Source organism: Streptomyces sp. NPDC026092, from assembly GCF_040638605.1.
Classification (GTDB): domain Bacteria; phylum Actinomycetota; class Actinomycetes; order Streptomycetales; family Streptomycetaceae; genus Streptomyces.
In genome coordinates, this window is sequence record NZ_JBEZYN010000011.1 from 180,622 (window position 1) to 201,208 (window position 20,587).

The 20,587-nt window shown below is 71.4% G+C and carries 18 protein-coding genes and 2 tRNA genes; 13 read left to right on the forward strand and 7 right to left on the reverse strand.

All coding sequences use genetic code 11. The annotated features are described in order from the left end of the window. Positions 1 to 26 precede the first annotated feature (26 nt). Entirely contained in the window at positions 27 to 1,250 is a 1,224-nt protein-coding gene (locus AB0F56_RS20045) for a TOMM precursor leader peptide-binding protein (protein WP_362011289.1), read from the reverse strand. A 192-nt stretch (positions 1,251 to 1,442) separates the two neighbouring features. On the opposite strand from AB0F56_RS20045, the gene AB0F56_RS20050 reads away from it, so the two are divergent. The 4 genes from AB0F56_RS20050 (at position 1,443) to AB0F56_RS20065 (ending at position 5,222) form a co-directional block, all read left to right on the forward strand. After that, a complete protein-coding gene (locus tag AB0F56_RS20050) occupies positions 1,443 to 2,018 on the forward strand; it encodes a M48 family metallopeptidase (RefSeq protein ID WP_362011292.1) in 576 nt (191 codons plus the stop codon). A gap of 115 nt (positions 2,019 to 2,133) precedes the next feature. Further along, on the forward strand, positions 2,134 to 3,753 hold the full coding sequence (locus AB0F56_RS20055) for a TerD family protein (protein WP_362011295.1): 1,620 nt from the start codon (positions 2,134 to 2,136) through the stop codon (positions 3,751 to 3,753). Between the two features lie 13 nt (positions 3,754 to 3,766). Then, positions 3,767 to 4,447 carry an AIM24 family protein gene (locus tag AB0F56_RS20060; protein WP_362011298.1) on the forward strand — a complete coding sequence of 227 codons (681 nt, stop codon included), beginning with the start codon at positions 3,767 to 3,769 and terminating at the stop codon, positions 4,445 to 4,447. Positions 4,448 to 4,466: 19 nt separating this feature from the next. Further along, entirely contained in the window at positions 4,467 to 5,222 is a 756-nt protein-coding gene (locus AB0F56_RS20065; RefSeq protein ID WP_362011299.1) for an AIM24 family protein, read from the forward strand. 76 nt (positions 5,223 to 5,298) lie between these two features. Here the strand turns inward: AB0F56_RS20065 and AB0F56_RS20070 are convergent, their stop codons facing one another. Together AB0F56_RS20070 and AB0F56_RS20075 are read right to left on the reverse strand one after the other, a co-directional pair. Beyond that, a complete protein-coding gene (locus tag AB0F56_RS20070; protein ID WP_362011302.1) occupies positions 5,299 to 5,820 on the reverse strand; it encodes an NUDIX hydrolase in 522 nt (173 codons plus the stop codon). Then, positions 5,817 to 7,259 (reverse strand): zinc-dependent metalloprotease, encoded by a 1,443-nt coding sequence (locus tag AB0F56_RS20075; RefSeq protein ID WP_362011305.1) that lies wholly within the window; start codon positions 7,257 to 7,259, stop codon positions 5,817 to 5,819. Before AB0F56_RS20075 ends, AB0F56_RS20070 begins: the two co-directional genes overlap by 4 nt. A 210-nt stretch (positions 7,260 to 7,469) precedes the next feature. On the opposite strand from AB0F56_RS20075, the gene AB0F56_RS20080 reads away from it, so the two are divergent. The 4 genes from AB0F56_RS20080 to AB0F56_RS20095 all read left to right on the forward strand — a co-directional run bounded on the left by AB0F56_RS20080 (position 7,470) and on the right by AB0F56_RS20095 (position 10,774). Continuing rightward, positions 7,470 to 8,579: an SDR family oxidoreductase gene (locus tag AB0F56_RS20080; RefSeq protein WP_362011308.1), complete on the forward strand. Its 1,110-nt coding sequence runs from the start codon at positions 7,470 to 7,472 to the stop codon at positions 8,577 to 8,579. Positions 8,580 to 8,728: 149 nt separating this feature from the next. Next, complete coding sequence (locus AB0F56_RS20085) at positions 8,729 to 9,190, forward strand: molybdenum cofactor biosynthesis protein MoaE (RefSeq protein WP_362011311.1); 462 nt, start codon at positions 8,729 to 8,731, stop codon at positions 9,188 to 9,190. A gap of 70 nt (positions 9,191 to 9,260) precedes the next feature. After that, positions 9,261 to 9,611 (forward strand): hypothetical protein, encoded by a 351-nt coding sequence (locus tag AB0F56_RS20090; RefSeq protein WP_362011483.1) that lies wholly within the window; start codon positions 9,261 to 9,263, stop codon positions 9,609 to 9,611. A 74-nt stretch (positions 9,612 to 9,685) separates the two neighbouring features. Continuing rightward, positions 9,686 to 10,774, forward strand: a complete 1,089-nt coding sequence (locus AB0F56_RS20095) for a PDZ domain-containing protein (protein WP_362011314.1) — start codon at positions 9,686 to 9,688, stop codon at positions 10,772 to 10,774. Between the two features lie 77 nt (positions 10,775 to 10,851). On the opposite strand, the gene AB0F56_RS20100 is transcribed toward AB0F56_RS20095, so the two are convergent. Beyond that, positions 10,852 to 11,406 carry a PPA1309 family protein gene (locus tag AB0F56_RS20100; RefSeq protein WP_362011317.1) on the reverse strand — a complete coding sequence of 185 codons (555 nt, stop codon included), beginning with the start codon at positions 11,404 to 11,406 and terminating at the stop codon, positions 10,852 to 10,854. 134 nt (positions 11,407 to 11,540) lie between these two features. Between AB0F56_RS20100 and AB0F56_RS20105 the strand changes: the two genes are divergently transcribed. The 4 genes from AB0F56_RS20105 (at position 11,541) to AB0F56_RS20120 (ending at position 16,926) form a co-directional block, all read left to right on the forward strand. Further along, positions 11,541 to 14,525 (forward strand): UPF0182 family protein, encoded by a 2,985-nt coding sequence (locus AB0F56_RS20105; RefSeq protein ID WP_362011319.1) that lies wholly within the window; start codon positions 11,541 to 11,543, stop codon positions 14,523 to 14,525. A gap of 51 nt (positions 14,526 to 14,576) precedes the next feature. Continuing rightward, positions 14,577 to 14,650 (forward strand) — tRNA-Met (locus tag AB0F56_RS20110). Positions 14,651 to 14,856: 206 nt separating this feature from the next. Next, on the forward strand, positions 14,857 to 16,806 hold the full coding sequence (locus AB0F56_RS20115; RefSeq protein ID WP_362011321.1) for a tetratricopeptide repeat protein: 1,950 nt from the start codon (positions 14,857 to 14,859) through the stop codon (positions 16,804 to 16,806). 46 nt (positions 16,807 to 16,852) lie between these two features. Next, positions 16,853 to 16,926, forward strand: a tRNA-Met gene (locus AB0F56_RS20120). Between the two features lie 126 nt (positions 16,927 to 17,052). Here AB0F56_RS20120 and AB0F56_RS20125 read toward each other — a convergent pair. Continuing rightward, positions 17,053 to 17,472, reverse strand: coding sequence for a Fur family transcriptional regulator (locus tag AB0F56_RS20125; RefSeq protein WP_362011323.1), 420 nt, complete (start codon positions 17,470 to 17,472; stop codon positions 17,053 to 17,055). 148 nt (positions 17,473 to 17,620) lie between these two features. On the opposite strand from AB0F56_RS20125, the gene AB0F56_RS20130 reads away from it, so the two are divergent. Beyond that, the gene (locus tag AB0F56_RS20130) at positions 17,621 to 19,075 is read left to right on the forward strand and encodes a catalase (protein WP_362011326.1); all 1,455 of its coding nucleotides are present in this window, start codon (positions 17,621 to 17,623) and stop codon (positions 19,073 to 19,075) included. A 74-nt stretch (positions 19,076 to 19,149) separates the two neighbouring features. Here the strand turns inward: AB0F56_RS20130 and AB0F56_RS20135 are convergent, their stop codons facing one another. Together AB0F56_RS20135 and hisN are read right to left on the reverse strand one after the other, a co-directional pair. Beyond that, positions 19,150 to 19,551 (reverse strand): CBS domain-containing protein, encoded by a 402-nt coding sequence (locus tag AB0F56_RS20135; protein ID WP_362011329.1) that lies wholly within the window; start codon positions 19,549 to 19,551, stop codon positions 19,150 to 19,152. 171 nt (positions 19,552 to 19,722) lie between these two features. Further along, a complete protein-coding gene (hisN, locus tag AB0F56_RS20140; RefSeq protein WP_362011332.1) occupies positions 19,723 to 20,523 on the reverse strand; it encodes a histidinol-phosphatase in 801 nt (266 codons plus the stop codon). Between the last annotated feature and the right edge of the window lie 64 nt (positions 20,524 to 20,587).

Sequence of the window (20,587 nt, forward strand, 5' to 3'; positions counted from 1 at the left end):
CCAGACTGCCGGGCCACACAGGACCGTTACCCCGCCATTGTGTCCTGCGGCATTTCGGCCCCCGAGGCATGCTCCCCCTCTCCGCGGCGTCCGGCGCCGCACGGACACGCCGGGTGCGGTCTCATCCGCTCCACGCGCCACTCCAGCAGCGGTAGCGACACCTCCCAGCGGGCCCCTGTGCTCGACGGCAGCTCCCCGTCCAGGAAGGCCAGCGCATGCGCCGCGGCCAGGCCGGCGACCGTCGCCGCGAGACCCAGATCACAGGCCGGGACCTGAGCGGGCGGGCCCGAGCGCCACTGCGCCAGCATGCGGGGCCAGGCGGGCTCGCGGTCCGTCCGCTCCTCCTGGGCGCACCGCGCGCACGCCGTCCCGCCGGGCAGCACCAGCGGCCCGACCACCCCGGTGGCCTCCACCACCCCCGCGTACAGATGCGGGGTGCCCGTGGCGATCCAGCCCTCGGCGGGGACCGGGTCGGGGAGATAGGCGGCGAGGCCGTCCCGAGGAGTCACCACGACGAGTGAGAGCCCCGGCTCCCGGCCGAGCTCACCCGTCACCCGCCGGGGTGCCCGGGGCGGTCGGCCGCCGGGCGCCGACCGCGCCACCAGCCGATGCGCCGCCGCGGCCCGCCGTTCCCCCACCGCCTCGGCCGGCAGCCCGCCCGGCGCCACCTCCCAGGGCCGCACCGAGCCGGAGTCCAGGACGTCCACCCGGCCCACGCCCGAGGCCGAGAGCAGCGCGGCGACCGCGGCGCCGACCCGCCCCGCGCCCCGGACCTGCACCCGCGCCGCCCGCCGCGCGGCCACCCGCCGCAGCGCCCCGTCGGGCTCGGGGTGGGCCACGGAGAGCGAGGCGAGGTCGGCGCGGAGCGGATCGAGTGCGTCGTCCCGGGAGGCCACGGCGCCCGCACCGCCTGGTCCGCCCGACCCGCTCGTCCTACCCGCACCGCCTGGTCCGCCCGTCCTACCCGCCCCGCCTGCCTTGCCCGGGCGGCCCGCCGAGGCGTCCGCGATGAGCCCCGCCCTCGCGAGCCGGCCGAGCAGCTCCTCGAGGACGCCGTCCCGCAGCCCGAGGGCCCTGGCCTCGGCCCGCAGCAGCTCGACGCCCCGGGTGCCGTCGAGCAGCCCGAGCAGACTGCCCGTGGTCGTGTCGATCGGCCCCACCACGACCGCGTGCGCGGACGTGGCCCCGAACTGCACGCTCCGCAGATCGCGCCAGGCCCTGCGCAGTGCGGGTTTCAGCATCGGATGCATTTCCGCCCCCGTGATCTTGATCGTCGACTCATTCGCTCGATCGACAGATTGCCCGGGTGTCGAAGCGGGCGCGGAAAGTTGTCCACAGGGGCGGGGAATTAATCATTCAAATGGTGCACGGTGTGACCGGATCCCCGCCGAACCGTCCCGGAGGCAGGACTTCCCCCGCTGACAGCGGGTAACGTCGGGGCCGTGCCCGGCGACCCACAGCGCAGCGTGACCAGCAAGCCGCCCCGCGGTTCGGGGACGAGTGCGGTCGAGGTCCGCAGAAGCTCCCGGCGGAGCAGAACCGTCTCCGCCTACCGCGAGGGCGACCGGACCATCGTGCTGATCCCGGCCCGGATGTCCGAGGCGGAGGAGCAACGCTGGGTGACGGTCATGCTGGACAAACTCGCCGCCCAGGAGAGCAAGCGGGTCCTCGGCGACAGCGAGCTCACCGAGCGCGCGGAGCGCCTGTCGGACCAGTATTTCGGCGGCCGGGCACGGCCGACGTCCGTGCGCTGGGTGACCAACCAGAACACCCGCTGGGGCTCCTGCACACCCTCCGAGGGCAGCATCCGGCTCTCGCACCGGCTCCAGGGCATGCCCGAGTACGTCGTCGACTACGTCCTCGTCCACGAGCTGGCCCATCTCCTGGTCCCCGGCCACGGCCCCCGGTTCTGGCGGCTCCTGGAGGCGTACCCGCGGACCGAGCGCGCCCGCGGCTATCTCGAGGGAGTCGTCGCGGCGGAGCGCCTGCCCCACCTCCCGGCCGCGCGCGGAGAGTAGCGGGCGGACGGCTCCGGTCCTGTACCGAATTCGTACCGGCTTGGCTCAATGTCGTCGACAGCCGATAGCCTGACGCGACGCAGACACATTTCGGGATGGGGGACGGTCGTTACGCATGGCCAGGGAATTCCAACGCGGCCACAAGGCCAAGATCAGTGACCTGACACCGGGTACGGACCTGTACGTGGGCGTGCAGATCAACGCACCCGGACTGACCTTCGACATCAGCTGTTTCGGTCTCGACGCGAACGAGCAGCTCTCCGACGACCGGTACTTCATCTTCTTCAACCAGCCGAAGTCGCCGGAGGAGTCCATCCAGCTGCTCGGCGCGCAGTCCGGCGACACCGAGTCCTTCCGGGTCACGCTCGACCGCATCCCGGCGAACATCCACAAGCTGTCGTTCACCGCGACCATCGACGGCGCCGGCCAGATGTCCCAGATCGGGCCCGGCTACATCCGGATCGTGGCCGGCGGCGAAGAGGTCGTCCGCTACCCGTTCACGGGCACGGAGTTCTCCACCGAGCGCGCCGTCATGCTCGGCGACTTCTACCTCAAGGACGTCTGGCGGTTCGCGGCCATCGGCCAGGGCTTCGACGGCGGCCTGGACGCGCTCCTGAAGAACTTCGGCGGCGAGGTCGCCGAGGAGCAGCCCGCCGCGCAGGCGCCGCAGGCCGCCCCCGGGTTCGCCCCGCCGCCGCAGGCCGCCGCGCCGCCCGCGTTCGGCGCGCCCGCCGCACCCCAGGTGCCGCAGCCCGCCCCGCAGTTCGGCGCCCCGCCGGCCGCCCCGGCTCCCGCCCCGCACGCCCCGGTGCAGCCGATCCACGCGGCGCCCACCATGGCCGCCCCGATGGCCCCGCCCGCCCCGGCGCCGGCGCCGTACGGCCAGCAGCCCCAGGCCCCGCAGTTCGGGCAGGTCCCGGGCCAGGTTCCCGGCCAGGCCCCGTACGGCCAGCCGCCGCAGCCCCCGTTCGGGCAGGCCCCGGGGCAGGCACCGGGGCAGTTCCCCGGGCAGGCCCCGGGCCAGGCACCGTACGGTCAGCCGGCCGGCGTCCCCCAGGGCGTCCCCGCCACCGGTGCCGGGCTCGCCGCCGCGCTCCAGCCGTACAAGGAGACGCCGACCGGCTCCCGTTGGACCCCGCAGAACCAGCAGCTCATGCGGGTCGACCTGCAGATGGGCGGCAACCCCGTCCTCGCCCGCCAGGGCAGCATGGTCATGTACCAGGGCAAGGTCGACTTCAGCCACAAGGGCGCCGGGTTCACCGGCCGCATCGTCGGCAACGCCACCGGCCAGGAGATGCAGCTGATGCGCTGCTCCGGCCGCGGCCAGGTCTTCCTCGCCGAGGAAGGCGCCCACCTGCATCCGATCGAGCTCCAGGGCGACGGCATCTGCGTCTCCGCCGAGAACGTGCTCGCCTTCGACGAGTCCCTCCAGTACGAAGTACGGAGGATCGAGGGCCACGGCATCCCCGGCGGCGCCCTGTTCACGATGCAGTTCCAGGGCACCGGCACCGTCGTCGTCAAGACGCACGGCGTCCCGGTCGTGCTGCCCGTCACGCCGACCACCTTCGCCGACTGCAACGCGGTCGTCGCCTGGTCGTCCGCGTCCCAGGTGATCCTCTCCAGCCAGGTCCGGCTCCGCCGCAACGCGTACCCGGGACACAGCGGAGAGACCGTCAACCTCCAGTTCCGGGGCGCTCCCGGCAACTTCATCGTCGTCCAGCCGTACGAGGTCTGAGGGAGCCCGAAGAATGAACCAGCAACTCGCGGGCTTCGCCCCGACCCCGATGGCGGCCCGGATGGAGAACCACGGCCGCGCGATGCTCAAGGTCGCCATGGCCTCCGGCCAGGACCTGTACGCACGTACCGGCTCGATGGTCTCCTACGAGGGCTTCGTCACCTACGAGCCCAACCCGCCCGCCGCCCGCCAGGTCGCCCAGCAGTGGATCACCGGCGAGGGCGCGCCCATCATGAAGTGCTCCGGCGACGGACTGCTCTACCTCGCCGACTACGGCGCGGACGTCGTCGTGATCAACCTCCAGAACGACTCGATCTCGGTCAACGGCACCAACCTGCTCGCCTTCGACGCCCACCTCCAGTGGGGCGTCGAGAAGGTCAAGGGGCTCGCCAAGTTCGCCGGCCAGGGCCTGTTCAACGTCGAGATCGCCGGCACCGGCTGGGTCGCCCTGACCTCGCGCGGCACGCCGATCGTCGTCGACTGCGGCCGCGGCGAGGACGAGACGTACGTCGACCCCGACGCGCTCGTCGCCTGGTCGCCGGCGCTCAAGGTCAAGGGCAAGCGCAGCTTCAAGGCCTCGTCCCTGATCGGGCGGGGCAGCGGCGAGGCGTTCCAGATGGCCTTCTCCGGCCAGGGCATCGTCGTCGTACAGCCGAGCGAGGACAGCACCGACCGCCTGCGGGTCCGGGGCTGAGGGGGAGCGAGAACACACCATGCAGAGCCCGCTTTTCAACTACGCCGAGCAGCAGAGCCAGGAACGGTACGTCATCCAGAACCCGCAGTTGCTGCGGGTCGCCCTCACGGGCTCGGACGACGTCCTCGCCCGCAAGGGCGCCATGGTCGCCTACCAGGGCCTCCTCGACTTCGACGGCGAGTACAAGACGCCCAGCCAGCGCCGCGCCCAGGCCCGCACCGGTGAGGGCCTCGACCTCATGCGCTGCTCCGGCCAGGGCACGGTCTACCTCGCCAACCTCGCCCAGTACGTCCACGTCGTGGAGGTCGAGCAGGAGGGCCTGACCGTCGACAGCGCCTACGTCCTGGCGCTCGACTCGACCCTGCACACCGAGGTCATCGCCGTGGACAGCCAGTACGGCGTCTCCGGCACCGGCAAGTACCAGCTCAACATCTCCGGCCGCGGCAAGGTCGCCCTGATGACCTCCGGTCAGCCGCTGATGATGCACGTCACGCCGGACAAGTACGTCAACGTCGACGCGGACGCGATCGTCGCCTGGTCCACCGGGCTGCGGGTGCAGATGCAGTCGCAGACGACGAACTCCAGCGTCCGCCGCCGGCGCGGCAACACCGGCGAGGGCTGGGAGCTCAACTTCCTCGGGCAGGGCTTCGCCCTGGTCCAGCCCAGCGAGGTCATGCCGCCGCAGAACGCCGCCATCGGACAGGGCCTCGCCGCCCAGTTCGGCGCCGGGCAGCACGGCTCGCACGCCCAGAACCAGAACAACGCCTGGAACTGAGCGGACGCCAGACGGCATACGTAAGGGGCGGTCGCCCAGGCGACCGCCCCTTACCGCTGTCCTCGCGCGCGCCGGTCTACAGCCGCGCGCGCGTGGCCTCCATCAGCCGCACCACCGAGGTGTCGGCCACCGCCGCCACCTCGTCGTACCTGTACCAGCGCAGGTCGAGCGACTCGTCGCTGATCGCCTCCACCGCGCCGGCCGGCGCGAGCGCCGCGTACTGCACGTCCAGGTGCCAGTGGCACGGCGCGGGAATCGGATGCCGGTCGAGCCGCACCGGGCCGCCCGGAAGCAGCGTCAGACCGGGGATCCCGGACTCCTCCGTCGCCTCCCGCAGCGCCGCATCCGCGAGCGTGGCGTCCCCCGGCTCGCAGTGCCCGCCCATCTGCAGCCACTTGCCGAGCTTCTTGTGCAGCGTCAGGAGCACCCGCCCGCGCTCAGGGTCCACCACCAGCGCGCTGGCCGTCAGATGCCCGGCCTCGCACGCCTTCCACATGCCGTCCGCGTGCGCCGCCAGGTGGTCCAGATAGAGCCCGCGCAGCTCGTCCTGGTCCTCGTACTCCTTCAGTACGAGGACCGCGTCGTCGTGCAGGCTCACTTCTCGCCGTCGCCCTCGTCGTCGCTGTCCGGCTTCGTGCCACCGGCCGCCTCGCCCAGCATCTTGTCGAGCTCCGAGAAGTCCAGCTGCTCGCGGTGGACGAAGCCGTCCGGGTCGTCCAGGTCGGACGCCGTCGGCAGCATGTCCGGGTGCTCCCACAGGTGGTCGCGGCCGTCGACACCGCGCGCGTCCGTGAGCGAGGCCCACAGCCGCGAGGCGTCGCGCAGCCGGCGCGGACGCAGTTCGAGCCCGATCAGCGTGGCGAAGGTCTGCTCGGCGGGACCGCCGCTCGCGCGGCGTCGGCGCAGCGTCTCACGCAGCGCGTCCGCCGAGGTCAGCCGGGACTTCGCGGCCTCGTGGACCACCGCGTCCACCCAGCCCTCGACCAGCGCGAGCGCCGTCTCCAGACGGGCGAGCGCGGCCTTCTGCTCGGGGGTGTCCTCGGGCTGGAACATGCCCTGCTGGAGCGCCTCCTGCAGCTGCTCCGGGTGCGTCGGGTCGAGCTGACCGACGGCCTCCTCCAGCTTCGAGGTGTCGACCTTGATCCCGCGCGCGTACCCCTCGACCGCGCCGAACAGGTGCGAGCGCAGCCACGGGACGTGGGCGAAGAGCCGCTGGTGGGCGGCCTCCCGCAGGGCCAGGTAGAGCCGCACCTCGTCCTTGGGGACGCCGAGGTCCTTGCCGAAGGTCTCGATGTTCAGCGGCAGCAGCGCCGCCTTGCCGGCCGGGCCGAGCGGCAGACCGACGTCCGTCGAGCCGACGACCTCGCCCGCGAGCGCGCCGACGGCCTGGCCGATCTGCTGGCCGAACATGGCGCCGCCCATGGACCGCATCATGCCGATCAGCGGGCCCGCCATGGCCTGCATCTCCTCGGGCAGCACATCGCCCATGGCCGTGCCGACCCGCTCGGCGACCGGGTCCACCAGCTGCTGCCAGGCCGGCAGCGTCGCCTCGACCCACTCCGCGCGGCTCCACGCCACGGCCGTGCTCGCGCCCGACGGCAGCGAGGTCACGCCGTCCAGCCACAGGTCGGCCAGCCGCACGGCCTCCTCGACCGCGGACTTCTCGGCCGGACCCACGCTGGCGTCCTTGACGCCGTCGGAGGTGCCCTGCGCGACGACCTGGCGGGCGATCTGCTTGGCCATGTCCCAGTTCACCGGACCGCCCTCGTACGAGAGCATCTGGCCGAGCTGCTGGAAGGCGGCGCCCAGGTCGTTGGGGTTCAGCGAGCCGAACATCGCGGCGAAGGGATTGTCCGCGCCGCCGGGACCGCCCATGCCCGGCAGTCCGCCGAAGCCGAACGGATTGGCACCGAACGGGTTGCCGCCGCCCTGGTCACCGGACCCCTGGCCACCTCCGGCGGGGTCCTTCTTCTTGCCCTCGTCGCCGTTCTCCGGCTCCTCCGGCGGAAGGCCGAATCCGAATGGGGTGTCACTCACAGGTTTCCTCGGCTCGTAGGGCCGCCGGCTTCCTGCCGACGGCGGCTTTCCTGGCGCGGCTCGATGCCCGACTCCACACCACCAGCGTAGACATCCGGGCCGGATATGGGCTCGGTGCTCCGCCGGGCCGTGGCCTGCGGCAGGATGGACGCCACCTGGTACGTACGCGTCATTCGGGTACGTACTGAAGACAACCGCTGGAGACGCCCGGTGAGTTCCCCAGATCCTCAGGTTCGCGCAGCGCGAAACCCATCGACCCGGTCCGCCGGGCGCGGCCCCGTGGTCGCGGTCACCGGTGCCGCCTCCGGGGTCGGTGACCTGCTGACCAGGCGCCTCGCCGCGTCCGAGGAGATCAAGCAGGTCATCGCCATCGACGAGCGCCGAGGCGAGGTCTCCGAGGCGCAGTGGCACATCCTCGACGTCCGCGACCCGGCCATCGCCGAGAAGCTGCGCGGCGCCGACGTGGTCGTGCACCTCGCCGTCGACCTCGACCTGGAGTCGGACGCCGCCGCCCGAACGGCCTACAACGTGCGCGGCGCGCAGACCGTCCTGACGGCTGCCGCGGCCGCGGGCGTGCACCGGGTGGTGCTCTGCACCTCCGCGATGGTCTACGGCGCGCTGCCCGACAACGACATCCCGCTCTCCGAGGACGCCGAGCTGCGGGCGACCGCCGAGGCCACCGGGGTCGGCGACATGCTGGAGATCGAGCGGCTCGGCCGCCGCGCGCCGCGCGCCCACCCCGGCCTCCAGGTCACCGTCGTCCGGCCGGCCGTCCTGGTGGGCGGTACGGACACGGCCCTGACCCGCTACTTCGAGTCGCCCCGGCTGCTCGTCGTGGCCGGGTCCCGCCCCACCTGGCAGTTCTGCCACGTCGAGGACCTGGTCAGCGCCCTTGAGTACGCGGCCCTGGAGAAGGTCGACGGGGAGCTCGCGGTCGGCTGCGAGGGCTGGCTGGAGCAGGAAGAGGTCGAGGAGCTGTCGGGGATCCGGCGCATGGAGCTGCCCTCGGCCGTCGCCCTCGGCGCCGCGGCCCGGCTCCACCGGATCGGGCTCACGCCCTCCCCGGCCGGGGACCTCGCGTACACGATGCACCCCTGGGTGGTCAGCGTCGGACGGCTGCACGACGCGGGCTGGCGGCCGAAGTGGACGAACGAGGAGGTGCTCGCCGCGCTCCTGGAGGAGGTCGAGGGCCGGCACACCGTCGCGGGCCGCAGGCTCGGCCGCAAGGACGCGACGGCGGCGGGAGCGGCCGGTGCGACGGTGGCGCTGCTCGGCACGGCGGCCCTGGTCCGCCAGATGCGGAAGCGGCGCGGCATGTAGCGGCACGGAGCCCCGCGCGCTCGCGCCACGGAGCGCGCGAGTTCGCGGCACGGACCCCCGGCGAGCTGTAGGACCCTCCTACGGAGGGTCGGGACCACCGGTCGAAACCGCTATTCCACGATGTCAGTCCGGTACGGCACCATGGGCGTATGGCACGCACCCATGACCACCCCGGCGAGCAGACGGCGGCCGACCCCATCAAGCTGCTGGCGATCCGTGACACCCCGCTCTCGCTCGACGAGGTCTTCCAGGCCGTCGGCGACGAGGCGGCAGGCGGCACGACGCTCTTCGTGGGCACGGTGCGCAACCACGACGGCGGCGCGGACGTCGACGAGCTGGGGTACTCCGCCCACCCCTCGGCCCTGGACGAGCTGCGCAAGGTCGCCGAGAAGGTCGTCGCCGACTACCCGGTCCGCGCCCTGGCCGCCGTCCACCGCGTGGGCGACCTCCAGGTCGGCGACATCGCGGTCGTCGTCGCGGTCTCCTGCCCCCACCGGGGCGAGGCCTTCGAGGCCAGCCGCAAGCTCATCGACGACCTCAAGCACCAGGTTCCGATCTGGAAGCACCAGCGGTTCTCCGACGGCACCGAGGAGTGGGTCGGCGCCTGCTAGCAAGGCGCCGCGCCGACGTGGTGTAGTCGAACGCCCGATTTGCGTAACCGACCCCCTGGCAGCAGCGTTGATGCTGCAGATCGTTAGTCTGCTGATCGGCCGGTTCCGGTCGGTTGCGGTCGCTCATTGGGGATGGGAGGTCGGGATGGCAGCGCTCGCTTGGTTGCTGATTCCGCTTTTCGCAGTCGTCGGCGCGGCGATATGGGGAAGCTGGGCCCAGAGGAACAAGACCACCGGAGACGTGGCCGAGCTCGCCGGCTACGCACGGTTCAGGGACGCCATGGAGCGCTCCCACGCCGGCATCGACGGTGCCGCCCGCGAGCTGGCTCCGCAGTTGACGCAGATGACGCCGGTGACGCCGGAAATGGCTCCGGCGGCCGCACCCTCGTCCGCCGTACGCAGTAGCCACGTCTCCGGCTGAGTCCCGCTCGCCGGCCGCCTCGTACGGACCCGCCCCACGGGTGCACTCACAGACCGGTCCCGTACTGTCGTTCCATGCCACGCCGCACCGCGACGATGCTCGCCTCCACCCTGGTCCTGATCACCCTGCTCTGTGTGGGCGTCCTGGTCCCGGTCCCGTACGCGGAGATGAGCCCCGGTCCGACGGTCAACACCCTCGGTGAGGCGCGCGGTGAGCCCGTGCTCCAGATCTCCGGTCGCAAGACGTACCCCACCGACGGGCACCTCAACATGACGACCGTCCGCGTCACCAGCGCGGACTACCGGATGAACGCGGTCGAGGCGGTCTTCGGCTGGCTCGCCCACGACAACGTGGTCGTCCCCAAGGAGACCCTCTACCCGGACGGCAAGACGGAGGAGGAGTCGAGCCAGGAGAACGCCGAGGAGTTCAGCCAGTCCCAGGAGAGCGCCAAGGTCGCCGCCCTCGGTGAGCTGGGCATCCCGGTGACCACCCGGGTCGTCGTCGCCTCCGTCGTCAAGGACAGCCCCGCCCAGGGCGCGCTGCACGCCGGGGACGTCATCAAGGCCGTGGACGGCGTGCCGGTCAAGGAGCCGGGCGACGTCGCCAAGCAGGTCACCACGCACAAGCCGGGCGAGAAGGTTGAGTTCACGATCGTCCCGACCAAGGAGGCTACCGCCGCCGAGAAGGCCGGCAAGGAGCCCACCGCCACCCAGAAGGTCACCGTCACGACCGTGAAGTCCCCGGAGGGCGACCGGGCGATCGTCGGCATCCAGGCCGGTACCGACCACGTCTTCCCGTTCACGATCGACATCAAGCTCGCCGACGTCGGCGGCCCCAGCGCCGGACTGATGTTCGCGCTCGGCATCGTCGACAAGCTGACGCCGGAGAGCCTCACCGACGGCAAGTTCATCGCCGGCACCGGAACGATCGACGAGAAGGGCAAGGTCGGCCCGATCGGCGGTATCGAGATGAAGCTCGTCGGCGCCCGCAAGGCCGGCGCCGAGTACTTCCTCACCCCGGCCGAGAACTGCGAGACCGCCGCCTCCGACATCCCCGACGGCCTCACCCTGATCAAGGTGGACACCATCGACGACGCGACGAAGTCGCTGGAGAAGCTCCGCAAGGGCGACACGAAGAACCTGCCCAGCTGCTCGAAGAGCTAGAGCCAGAGCCCTGCGTACGAGGGGGCGCCCCGGTCACCGGACCGGGGCGCCCCCTCTCGCGTGCGTACGGACGCGGCTCAGGACTCGAAGGTCGCCGCCAGGGCCTCGGCGAGGCCCGGGACCAGGTCCGCCCCCGTGAGGACCTCGTTCGGCGAGTCCTTCTCGCGGAGCCGGATCGCCGCCTCCCGCGCCCCGTTACGGAGCACGGCCACGGTCATCCGGACCTCCTGCCGGTCGGGGTGCCTGGCCACCCACTTCGCCAGAGCGGCCTCGCTCAGGCCCTCCGGCACGGAGGCCTCGGCCGACGGCGGGAGCATCAGCCGCTCCACGGTCAGCGCGCAGCCGGCCACCGCGTCGGGCCAGGCGATGGTGCCGAGGAACTCGTCGAGGGGCTTCCCCTTCGGAAGTTCGTCCTGCTCGATGGGGGTGTAGGCGGCCGCCTCGTCGCCTTCGAGGCCGAGCTGGGAGGCGAGCCCCGGCTCCTGGGCACGCAGGCGGGCGGTGTCGACCAGGGCGAAGAGCCGGGCCGGCCGGTCCCAGCCGAGACCGGAGGCGTACTCGTCGATCTCGAGCACCGCGCGGGTGAGGGGGCTCGCGGCCATGGGGGTGCCGGAGGGGGAAACGTTGGACATGGACAACATCCTGCCTCCTCCGCCCCCGAAGACGGGAACTAGGTAAAGCCTCAGTAAGTTGCATCAGTGGGCTCTACGATCGCGGGGCCTGCTTATCGACGCATCAACCCGAGGGGCGCACGTTGGCTTTCCAGATGCCGGACCGCGGAGGCGGCGGAGGTCCGTCCGGGCCAAGGATCAGAGTCGGCCGGCCGTCCCGGCGCGCCCGCACCCTGCTCATGACCCTGGGCGTGCTCGCCGTCCTGGCCATGGTCTTCGTCATGTTCGCCGGGTTCTGGACCGACTGGCTCTGGTACCGCTCGGTGCAGTACTCGTCGGTGTTCACCACCACCCTGTGGACCAAGATCGGCCTCTTCGCCGTCTTCGGTCTGCTGATGGCGCTCGCCGTCGGGCTGAACATCTGGCTCGCGCACCGGCTCCGGCCGCCGCTGAGCGCGATGTCGCTCGAGCAGCAGAGCCTCGACCGGTACCGGATGGGTCTCGCGCCGTACAAGAAGTGGGTGCTCCTCGCGATCACCGCCCTCGTGGGCCTCATCGCGGGCGCCTCGGCCTCCGGTCAGTGGCGGACCTGGCTCATGTGGGTCAACGGCGTGTCGTTCGGCCAGGAGGACCCCCAGTTCCAGCTGGACGTGTCCTTCTACGCCTTCGACCTGCCCTGGTACCGCTTCCTGCTCGCCTTCGGCTTCGCCGCCACGATCCTGTCGCTGATCGCCGCCGCCCTCACGCACTACCTGTACGGCGGACTGCGCGTCACCAGCCCCGGCGCCCGCGCCACCGCCGCCGCGACGGGACACCTCTCGGTGCTCCTCGGCGTCTTCGTCTCCCTGAAGGCCGTGGCGTACTGGCTCGACCGGTACGGCCTCGCCGTGAAGTCCAGCGACTTCAAGGCGGCCGGGAACTGGACGGGTCTGCGGTACGTCGACGCCAACGCCTATCTGCCGGCGAAGACGATCCTGTTCTGCATCGCCGTCATCTGCGCCGTGCTCTTCTTCGCGACGCTCTGGCGCCGCACCTGGCAGCTGCCGGTGATCGGCTTCGGCCTCATGGTCCTGTCGGCGATCCTGATCGGCGGCCTGTACCCGGCCATCGTGCAGAAGTTCCAGGTCCAGCCGAACGAGCAGGCCAAGGAAGCGCCCTACATCCAGAAGAACATCGACGCGACCCGCAAGGCGTACGCCATCGACTCGACCAAGCCGGAGAACTACTCCGGAAAGTCGACGACGAAGAACAAGGACACGCTGCGCACCGACGCGGACACGGCGGCCAAGTACCGGCTGCTCGACCCGAACATCGTGTCGCCGACGTTCCAGCAGCTGGAGCAGAAGCGGAAGTACTACCAGTTCCCGACCACCCTCGATGTCGACCGCTACAAGGGCCAGGACACCGTCGTCGGCCTGCGTGAGCTCAACATCAAGGGCATCCCGAAGCGGAACTGGATCAACGACCACTTCACGTACACCCACGGCTATGGCGCGATCATGGCCACGGGCACGCAGACGGACGCCAACGGCTCGCCGATCTTCACCGAGGCCGGACTGCCGACCACGGGCCAGCTCGGCCCGTACCAGCAGCGGATCTACTACGGCGAGAAGACCGACCAGTACTCGATCGTCGGCGGTCCGCAGAAGGAACTCGACTACGAGGACAACGGCGAGAAGACCACCAGCTACCAGGGCAAGAGCGGGGTCAACCTCTCCAACACCTTCAACCGCGCCGCCTACGCGGTGGCGTTCAGCGAGCCGCAGATCCTCTACTCGGGAGCCATCGGCGAGGGCTCGCGGATCCTCTACAACCGCACGCCCAAGGAGCGCGTCGAGGCGGTCGCACCCTGGCTGACCATCGACGGCGACGCCTACCCGGCGGTCGTCGACGGCAAGATCCAGTGGATCGTCGACGCGTACACGACCACCAACGGGTACCCGTACGCCTCGCGTACGACGCTCGGTGAGACCACGGCCGACGCGCTGACGGTCGGCAACCAGCAGCGCACGGTGGTCGCCCAGCAGAACCAGGTCAACTACATCCGCAACTCGGTGAAGGCCACCGTCGACGCCTACGACGGCACGGTGAAGCTCTACGAGTGGGACACCGAGGACCCGGTCCTCAAGACCTGGATGAAGGCGTTCCCGGACACCGTGGAGCCGCGCGAGGCGATCAAGGACAGCCTCATGCAGCACCTGCGGTACCCGCAGGACATGTTCAAGGTCCAGCGCGAGCTGCTCACCCGGTACCACGTCACCAACCCGGCGCAGTTCTACAGCGGTTCGGACGCCTGGCAGGTGCCGGACGACCCGACCAACAAGGACGGCAACGCGGTTCCGCCGTACTACCTGAGCCTGAAGATGCCCGGGGACGACCAGCAGCGGTTCTCGCTGACGACGACGTTCACCCCGAACGGGCGGCCCAACCTGGGCGGCTTCATGGCGGTCGACGCCGACGCCAAGAGCAAGGACTACGGGCGGATAGAGCTGCTGCGCGTGACCTCCGACGTCCCCGGTCCCGCGCAGGTGCAGAGCAAGCTCAACGGCCTCCCGGACGTGGCCCAGTTCGTCCGGGACATGAAGGGCGCGGACTCCGACATCCAGTACGGAAACCTGCTCACGGTCCCGCTCGACGGCGGCTTCCTCTACGTCGAGCCGGTCTACGCCCAGGGTCGCAACGCGCTCTACCCGCTGCTGAAGAAGGTCGCCGTGTCGTACGTCGACGCGGACCAGCCGGCAGGTGACACGACCAAGGACACCACCGTGTTCAAGGACAACCTCACCGACGCGCTGAACGCCGTCTTCGGCGTGGAGGGCACCACACCGCCGCAGCCGGAGCAGCCGGGCACCAAGCCGCCGACGACGCCGACGACACCGGCGACGAACGACGCCGCGCTGAAGCAGGCCATCGCGGACGCCCAGAAGGCGATGGACGACGGTGAGGCGGCGCTGCAAAAGGGCGACTGGACCGCCTACGGCAAGGCCCAGGAGGACCTGCAGGACGCCCTCCAGCGGGCGGCGGACGCCGGCGCGAAGCTGACGCCGACGCCCGCGCAGGGCGCGAAGCCGTCGCCCTCCGCGACGCCGTCCCCGAGCGGGACGCCGTCGGCACCGCCGACGAGCCCACCGAGCGGCTGACCGCACTGGTCGGAGCCCACCCCGCGCCGTGATACCTTTACGGAACAACGACGCGGGGTGGAGCAGCTCGGTAGCTCGCTGGGCTCATAACCCAGAGGTCGCAGGTTCAAATCCTGTCCCCGCTACTGCAGACAAGGGCCCGGATCCTTCAGGATCCGGGCCCTTGTCGTTGTTCCGCGCGGCCGCGCGACGCCCCGAAGACCGGTAGGGAGGGGGCGAGTTGGGGTGAGACGTGTTTGACTTATCTCTCTGTGGGCATGTCGACAAAACGCTGAAGTGACCTCACTGGCTGCGGTATACCAGGTGTACGCGCGTTGCGGGTGGTGCGACGATGGTTTTTATGGGGGACAGGGCAACTCTGTTGGAGACAGGGCGGTTTGTGCAGCGGCACGCCCGACGTGCCGCGGACGACATCATCGAGGCCGCCGAGGCCGTCGATGTGGCAGTCGACACCACCACCGCCGAGAGCGAGACGGAGACCGAGACCGAGGCACGTCACCGGCGCGCCGCCGAGAACGGCGACGCCGCGTCCATGAGCGTGCTCGGCGCGCTGCTGCTGCGCCGGGGCGACCTCGACGGCGCCGAGCCGTACCTGCGCGGCGCCACCGCCGAGGGCGACCGCGCCGCCGCCAACAACCTGGGCGTCCTGCTGCACCAGCGGGGGTACGCGGACGAGGCCGCCGGCTGGTGGCGGGTGGCCGCCGTCGCGGGCTCCGCGCCCGCCGCCCACGCCCTCGGCCGCCACCACCGCGAGCGCGGCGACGAGCCCGCCGCCGAGTACTGGCTGCGCCAGTCCGCCGAGCAGGGCCACGCCCTGGGCGCGTACGCCCTCGCCGACCTCCTGGAGCACCGCAGCGACGTCGGCGCGGAGCGCTGGCTGCGCGCCGCCGCCGAGCAGGGGCACCGTGAGGCCGCGTACCGCCTCGCCCTGGCCCTGGAGCGGCGCGCGACCGAGACGACCCGCGCCCCGGGCCGTGACGGCGCCCTGGGCGCGAGCACGGGCACCGGCGCGGGCGTGAGCGCGGGTGCGGGCATCAGCGTGGGCTCCGGGCCCTCCGCTCCGCCCGACGGCGAGCTCACCGAGGCCGAGCAGTGGTTCCGGCAGGCCGCCGCGCGCGGTCACCGGCGGGCCGCGCTGCACCTCGGCGCGATCCTGGAGAAGCGCGGCGAGCTCAAGGAGGCCGGCCGCTGGTACCTGAGCTCGGCCAAGGAGGGTGAGGCCAAGGCCGCCTGCGCGCTCGGCTTCCTGCTGCGCGACGCCGGGGACGAGGAGAGCGCCGCCGTGTGGTGGCTGCGGGCCGCCCAGGACGGCGACGGCAACGCCGCCAACGCGCTCGGCGCCCTGCACGCCGCCCGCGGCGAGCAGCAGACCGCCGAGCGCTGGTACCGCGCCGCCATGGACGCGGGCGACGTCAACGGTGCCTACAACCTCGGGCTGCTCTGCGCCGCCCAGAACCGCAACCAGCAGGCCGAGCAGTGGTACCGCCGCGCCGCCTACGCCGGGCACCGCGAGGCCGCCAACGCGCTCGCCGTCCTGCTGCTCCAGGCCGGCGACGCGAACGGCGCCGAGCCCTGGTTCTCCAAGGCCGCCGAGGCCGGCAGCGTCGACGCCGCCTTCAACCTCGGCATCCTCTACGCGGGTCGCGACGACGACCGCTCCGCCCTGACCTGGTACGAGCGCGCGGCGGCGGCCGGGCACACCGAGGCCGCCCTCCAGGTCGGCATCGCCAGCCTCCGCGACGGCGACGAGCAGGCCGCCGAGCGCCACCTGCGGTGCGCGGCGGGCGGCGGCAGCGCCGAGGCCGCGTTCCGGCTCGCGAGCGTCCTCGACGCGCGCCGCCCCGAGCCCGGTCCGCCGGCGCTCGGCGCCTCGCGCGAGGAGAAGACCGAGTGCGAGGAGTGGTACGAGCGCGCCGCCCAGCAGGGCCACCGGCGCGCCCAGGTGCGGGTCGGCATGCTGGCCGCCGCGCGCGGCGACCTGGCGGAGGCGGCCCACTGGTACCGCGAGGCCGCCGAGGCCGGCAGCCGTAACGGCGCGTTCAACCTCGGCCTGCTCCTGGCCCGCGAGGGCAGCGAGCGCGAGGCCGCCCTCTGGTGGACCCGTGCCGCCCGCGCCGGACACGGCCGCGCCGCGCTGCGGCTCGCGCTGCTCGCGGCCCGCCGAGGCGAGCTGACCGAGGGGCGGCGCTGGTGCGCGCGGGCCGTGGAGCTGGGCCCGGCGGAGGTGGCCGAGCGCGCGGCCCGACTGAGCGAGGCGCTGCACCAGGAGCTCACCGCTTAAGGGATTTGCGCTGGTGGAGGGGGTCCCGTAAGGTTGGGTTCACCGACGCGGGGTGGAGCAGCTCGGTAGCTCGCTGGGCTCATAACCCAGAGGTCGCAGGTTCAAATCCTGTCCCCGCTACTCAGTAGCAACGAAGGCCCGGATCCAGTCACTGGATCCGGGCCTTCGTCGTTCGCGCGGCGCGACACAGCGAAAAAGCCCCCACCGCAGTGGGGGCCTTCCGGGCTTCCGTCGTACGTCGCCGGGTCAGGCGGTGGCCGCGCAGTTCGGGCAGATGCCCCGGTACGTGACCTCGACACCCGAGATCGAGAAGCCGAAGCGCTCCGAGTCCGGGAGGTCCGACAGCGGGTTTCCGGCCGGGTGCACGTCACGGATCGCGCCGCAGCGGGCGCAGACCAGGTGCTGGTGCGGGCGGTGCGCGTTCGGGTCGTACCGCTTGGCGCGGCCGTCCGTCGCGACCTCCATCACCTCACCGAGCGTGACCATCTCGCCCAGCGTGTTGTACACCGTCGCCCGGGAGATCTCCGGCAGTCGCTCCACCGCGCGGGCGTGGACCTCGTCCGCGGTCAGGTGGACATGGTCTCCGTCGAGCACCTCGGCCACGACGCGCCGCTGCGCGGTCATTCGCCAGCCGCGGCCGCGCAGTCGTTCCAAAAGGTCACTCATAAGGACCAGATTAACAGCGACGGGACCAAGGTCCCGAATGGGTGTGACTTTGGATCAGGCCTTGACTTAGACATTGTCTATTGTAGGGTCGGGAGCGCAGGACAGGCCATGGACAGGGCTTACGGCACAAGCAACGCAGGAGGCGCACGTGACGACGCAGGGACCGCTCACCACGGAGGCCGGCGCGCCGGTCGCCGACAACCAGAACAGCGAGACGGCCGGCGTCGGCGGACCGGTGCTCGTCCAGGACCAGCTGCTTCTGGAGAAGCTCGCCCACTTCAACCGCGAGCGCATCCCGGAGCGCGTGGTCCACGCGCGCGGTGCCGGTGCCTACGGCACCTTCACGGTGACCGCGGACGTCACGAAGTACACCCGCGCGAACTTCCTCTCCGAGGTCGGCAAGGAGACCGAGACGTTCCTGCGCTTCTCCACCGTCGCGGGCAACCTCGGCGCGGCCGACGCGGTGCGCGACCCCCGCGGCTGGGCGCTGAAGTTCTACACCGAGGAGGGCAACTACGACCTCGTCGGCAACAACACCCCGGTGTTCTTCATCAAGGACGCCATCAAGTTCCCGGACTTCATCCACACCCAGAAGCGCGACCCGTACACCGGCTCCCAGGAGCCCGACAACGTGTGGGACTTCTGGGGGCTCAGCCCCGAGTCGACGCACCAGGTGACCTGGCTCTTCGGCGACCGCGGCATCCCCGCCTCGTACCGCCACATGAACGGCTACGGCTCGCACACGTTCCAGTGGAACAACGAGGCCGGCGAGGTCTTCTGGGTGAAGTACCACTTCAAGACCGACCAGGGGATCAAGAACCTCACCCAGGCCGAGGCCAACAAGCTCGCCGGTGAGGACCCGGACAGCCACCAGCGCGATCTGCGCGAGTCCATCGAGCGCGGCGACTTCCCGACCTGGACCGTGCAGGTCCAGATCATGCCGGCGGCCGACGCGGCGACCTACCGCTTCAACCCGTTCGACCTCACCAAGGTGTGGCCGCACGAGGACTACCCGCCGATCGAGATCGGGAAGCTGGAGCTCAACCGCAACCCGGAGAACGTCTTCGCCGAGGTCGAGCAGTCGATCTTCAGCCCGGCGCACTTCGTGCCCGGCATCGGCCCGTCCCCGGACAAGATGCTCCAGGGCCGCCTCTTCGCGTACGGCGACGCCCACCGCTACCGCGTCGGCATCAACGCCGACCACCTGCCGGTGAACCGCCCGCACGCCACCGAGGCGCGGACGAACTCCCGTGACGGCTTCCTCTACGACGGCCGCCACAAGGGCGCGAAGAACTACGAGCCGAACAGCTTCGGCGGCCCGTTCCAGGCCGACCGCCCGCTCTGGCAGCCGAGCGCCGTCACCGGCGGTACGGGCAACCACGCGGCGCCCTCGCACGCCGAGGACGACGACTTCGTGCAGGCGGGCAACCTCTACCGGCTGATGGCGGAGGACGAGAAGGGCCGTCTGGTGGAGAACCTGGCGGGCTTCATCGCCAAGGTGTCGCGCGACGACATCGCCGAGCGGGCGATCGACAACTTCCGCAAGGCGGACGGCGACTTCGGCAAGCGGCTCGATGCCGCGGTCCAGGCCCTGCGCGGCTGAGGGCGCTTGCCGTAGAGAAGGAGCGGGCCGGACTCTCCGTACATCCGTACGGAGGGCCGGCCCGCTCCGGTGTATCAGCTCGCCATGGTGGTCGCGTGGCGGTGCGCGGGGGTCCAGCAGCGGATGATGTCCCGTACGGAGACGATCCCGACGGGGCCGTGGGCGTCGAGCACGACGAGATGGCGGAAGCCGCCGTGCGTCATGGCCGCGGCCGCCTCCTCCAGGGTCCAGGTGGGGGCGGCGAAGACGACGTCGGTGGTGGTGTGCGAACTCGCGGTCTCGTGGTCGGGGTTCTGGTCGGCGCCGATCGAGTTGAGGATGTCGCGCTCGGTGAGGATGCCGAACCCGCCGGCGTCGGTGTCGTGGACGACGGCCGCGCCGACGCGGCGCGCCGACATCAGCCGGGCGGCCTGGCGGAGGGTGTGGGCGGGACCGATGGTGAGGACCACCGTGCTCATGGCGTCACGGACGAGCATGAAAGGAGCCACCTCCTTCGTGAACCGTTCACGCCTTCAACGAGAACGGTTTCACAAGTTCACAAGTGGGGGGACTCTCAGAGTGACATCGGGGGGTGGGGCCGACAAGGGGGCGCGCGAGGCGCACCTGACAAGGGTGCGCCGCGTCAGGCACCGTCCGCTCGGTGCGGCTCAGCTCTCCTGGTTCAGGTAGCTCAGGAGTTCGCCGTGGAGCAGGCCGTTCGAGGCCGCCGCGTTGCCGCTGTGCGGGCCGTGCCGGCCGTCGAGGCCGGTGAAGGTGCCGCCCGCCTCCTGGACCACGATCGCCGTCGCCGCCATGTCCCAGAGCGACAGCTCCGGCTCGGCGCAGAAGTCCACCGAGCCCTCGGCGACCATCATGTACGGCCAGAAGTCGCCGTACGCCCGCGTCCGCCAGCACGCGCGCGTGAGGTCGAGGAAGCCGTCGAGGCGGCCCCGCTCCTCCCAGCCGCTCAGCGAGGAGTACGCGAACGAGGCGTCGGCGAGCTCCGAGACCTTCGAGACCTGGATCCGCGTCGCCGACGTCAGGCTGCGGCCCGTGAACGCGCCGGCCCCCTTCGCCGCCCACCAGCGGCGGCCGAGCGCGGGCGCCGAGACCACGCCCACCACCGGCTGGAAACCGGTGTCGCCGGCCTCCATCAGCGCGATCAGCGTCGCCCAGACGGGTACGCCCCGCACGTAGTTCTTGGTGCCGTCGATCGGGTCGATCACCCAGCGGCGCGGGCCCGTGCCCTCCACGCCGTACTCCTCACCGAGGATCGCGTCGCGCGGCCGCGCCCGCTGCAGCTGGGCCCGGATCAGCTCCTCGGCGGCCTTGTCCGCCTCGCTCACCGGCGTCATGTCCGGCTTGGTCTCGACCTTCAGGTCGAGCGCCTTGAACCGGTCCATCGTGGCCGCGTCGGCGGCATCCGCGAGGACATGGGCGAGACGCAGATCATCGTGGTAATCGGCCATGGTCGAAACTCTATCCCTCGAAGGTGCGTGGCCCTACGGGAGGCCTTGACAGTGCGTGGCCACC

What these genes read in the sequence shown, in the direction of transcription:
- AB0F56_RS20085 (WP_362011311.1), top strand. Translation starts at nt 8,729, where the DNA reads ATGGCACGCACCCATGACCACCCCGGCGAGCAGACGGCGGCCGACCCC.
- AB0F56_RS20135 (WP_362011329.1), bottom strand. Translation starts at nt 19,551, where the DNA reads ATGCTCGTCCGTGACGCCATGAGCACGGTGGTCCTCACCATCGGTCCC.
- AB0F56_RS20090 (WP_362011483.1), top strand. Translation starts at nt 9,261, where the DNA reads ATGCTGCAGATCGTTAGTCTGCTGATCGGCCGGTTCCGGTCGGTTGCG.
- AB0F56_RS20060 (WP_362011298.1), top strand. Translation starts at nt 3,767, where the DNA reads ATGAACCAGCAACTCGCGGGCTTCGCCCCGACCCCGATGGCGGCCCGG.
- AB0F56_RS20045 (WP_362011289.1), bottom strand. Translation starts at nt 1,250, where the DNA reads ATGCATCCGATGCTGAAACCCGCACTGCGCAGGGCCTGGCGCGATCTG.
- AB0F56_RS20065 (WP_362011299.1), top strand. Translation starts at nt 4,467, where the DNA reads ATGCAGAGCCCGCTTTTCAACTACGCCGAGCAGCAGAGCCAGGAACGG.
- AB0F56_RS20055 (WP_362011295.1), top strand. Translation starts at nt 2,134, where the DNA reads ATGGCCAGGGAATTCCAACGCGGCCACAAGGCCAAGATCAGTGACCTG.
- hisN (WP_362011332.1), bottom strand. Translation starts at nt 20,523, where the DNA reads ATGGCCGATTACCACGATGATCTGCGTCTCGCCCATGTCCTCGCGGAT.
- AB0F56_RS20095 (WP_362011314.1), top strand. Translation starts at nt 9,686, where the DNA reads ATGCCACGCCGCACCGCGACGATGCTCGCCTCCACCCTGGTCCTGATC.
- AB0F56_RS20100 (WP_362011317.1), bottom strand. Translation starts at nt 11,406, where the DNA reads ATGTCCAACGTTTCCCCCTCCGGCACCCCCATGGCCGCGAGCCCCCTC.
- AB0F56_RS20125 (WP_362011323.1), bottom strand. Translation starts at nt 17,472, where the DNA reads ATGAGTGACCTTTTGGAACGACTGCGCGGCCGCGGCTGGCGAATGACC.
- AB0F56_RS20115 (WP_362011321.1), top strand. Translation starts at nt 14,857, where the DNA reads ATGGTTTTTATGGGGGACAGGGCAACTCTGTTGGAGACAGGGCGGTTT.
- AB0F56_RS20105 (WP_362011319.1), top strand. Translation starts at nt 11,541, where the DNA reads ATGCCGGACCGCGGAGGCGGCGGAGGTCCGTCCGGGCCAAGGATCAGA.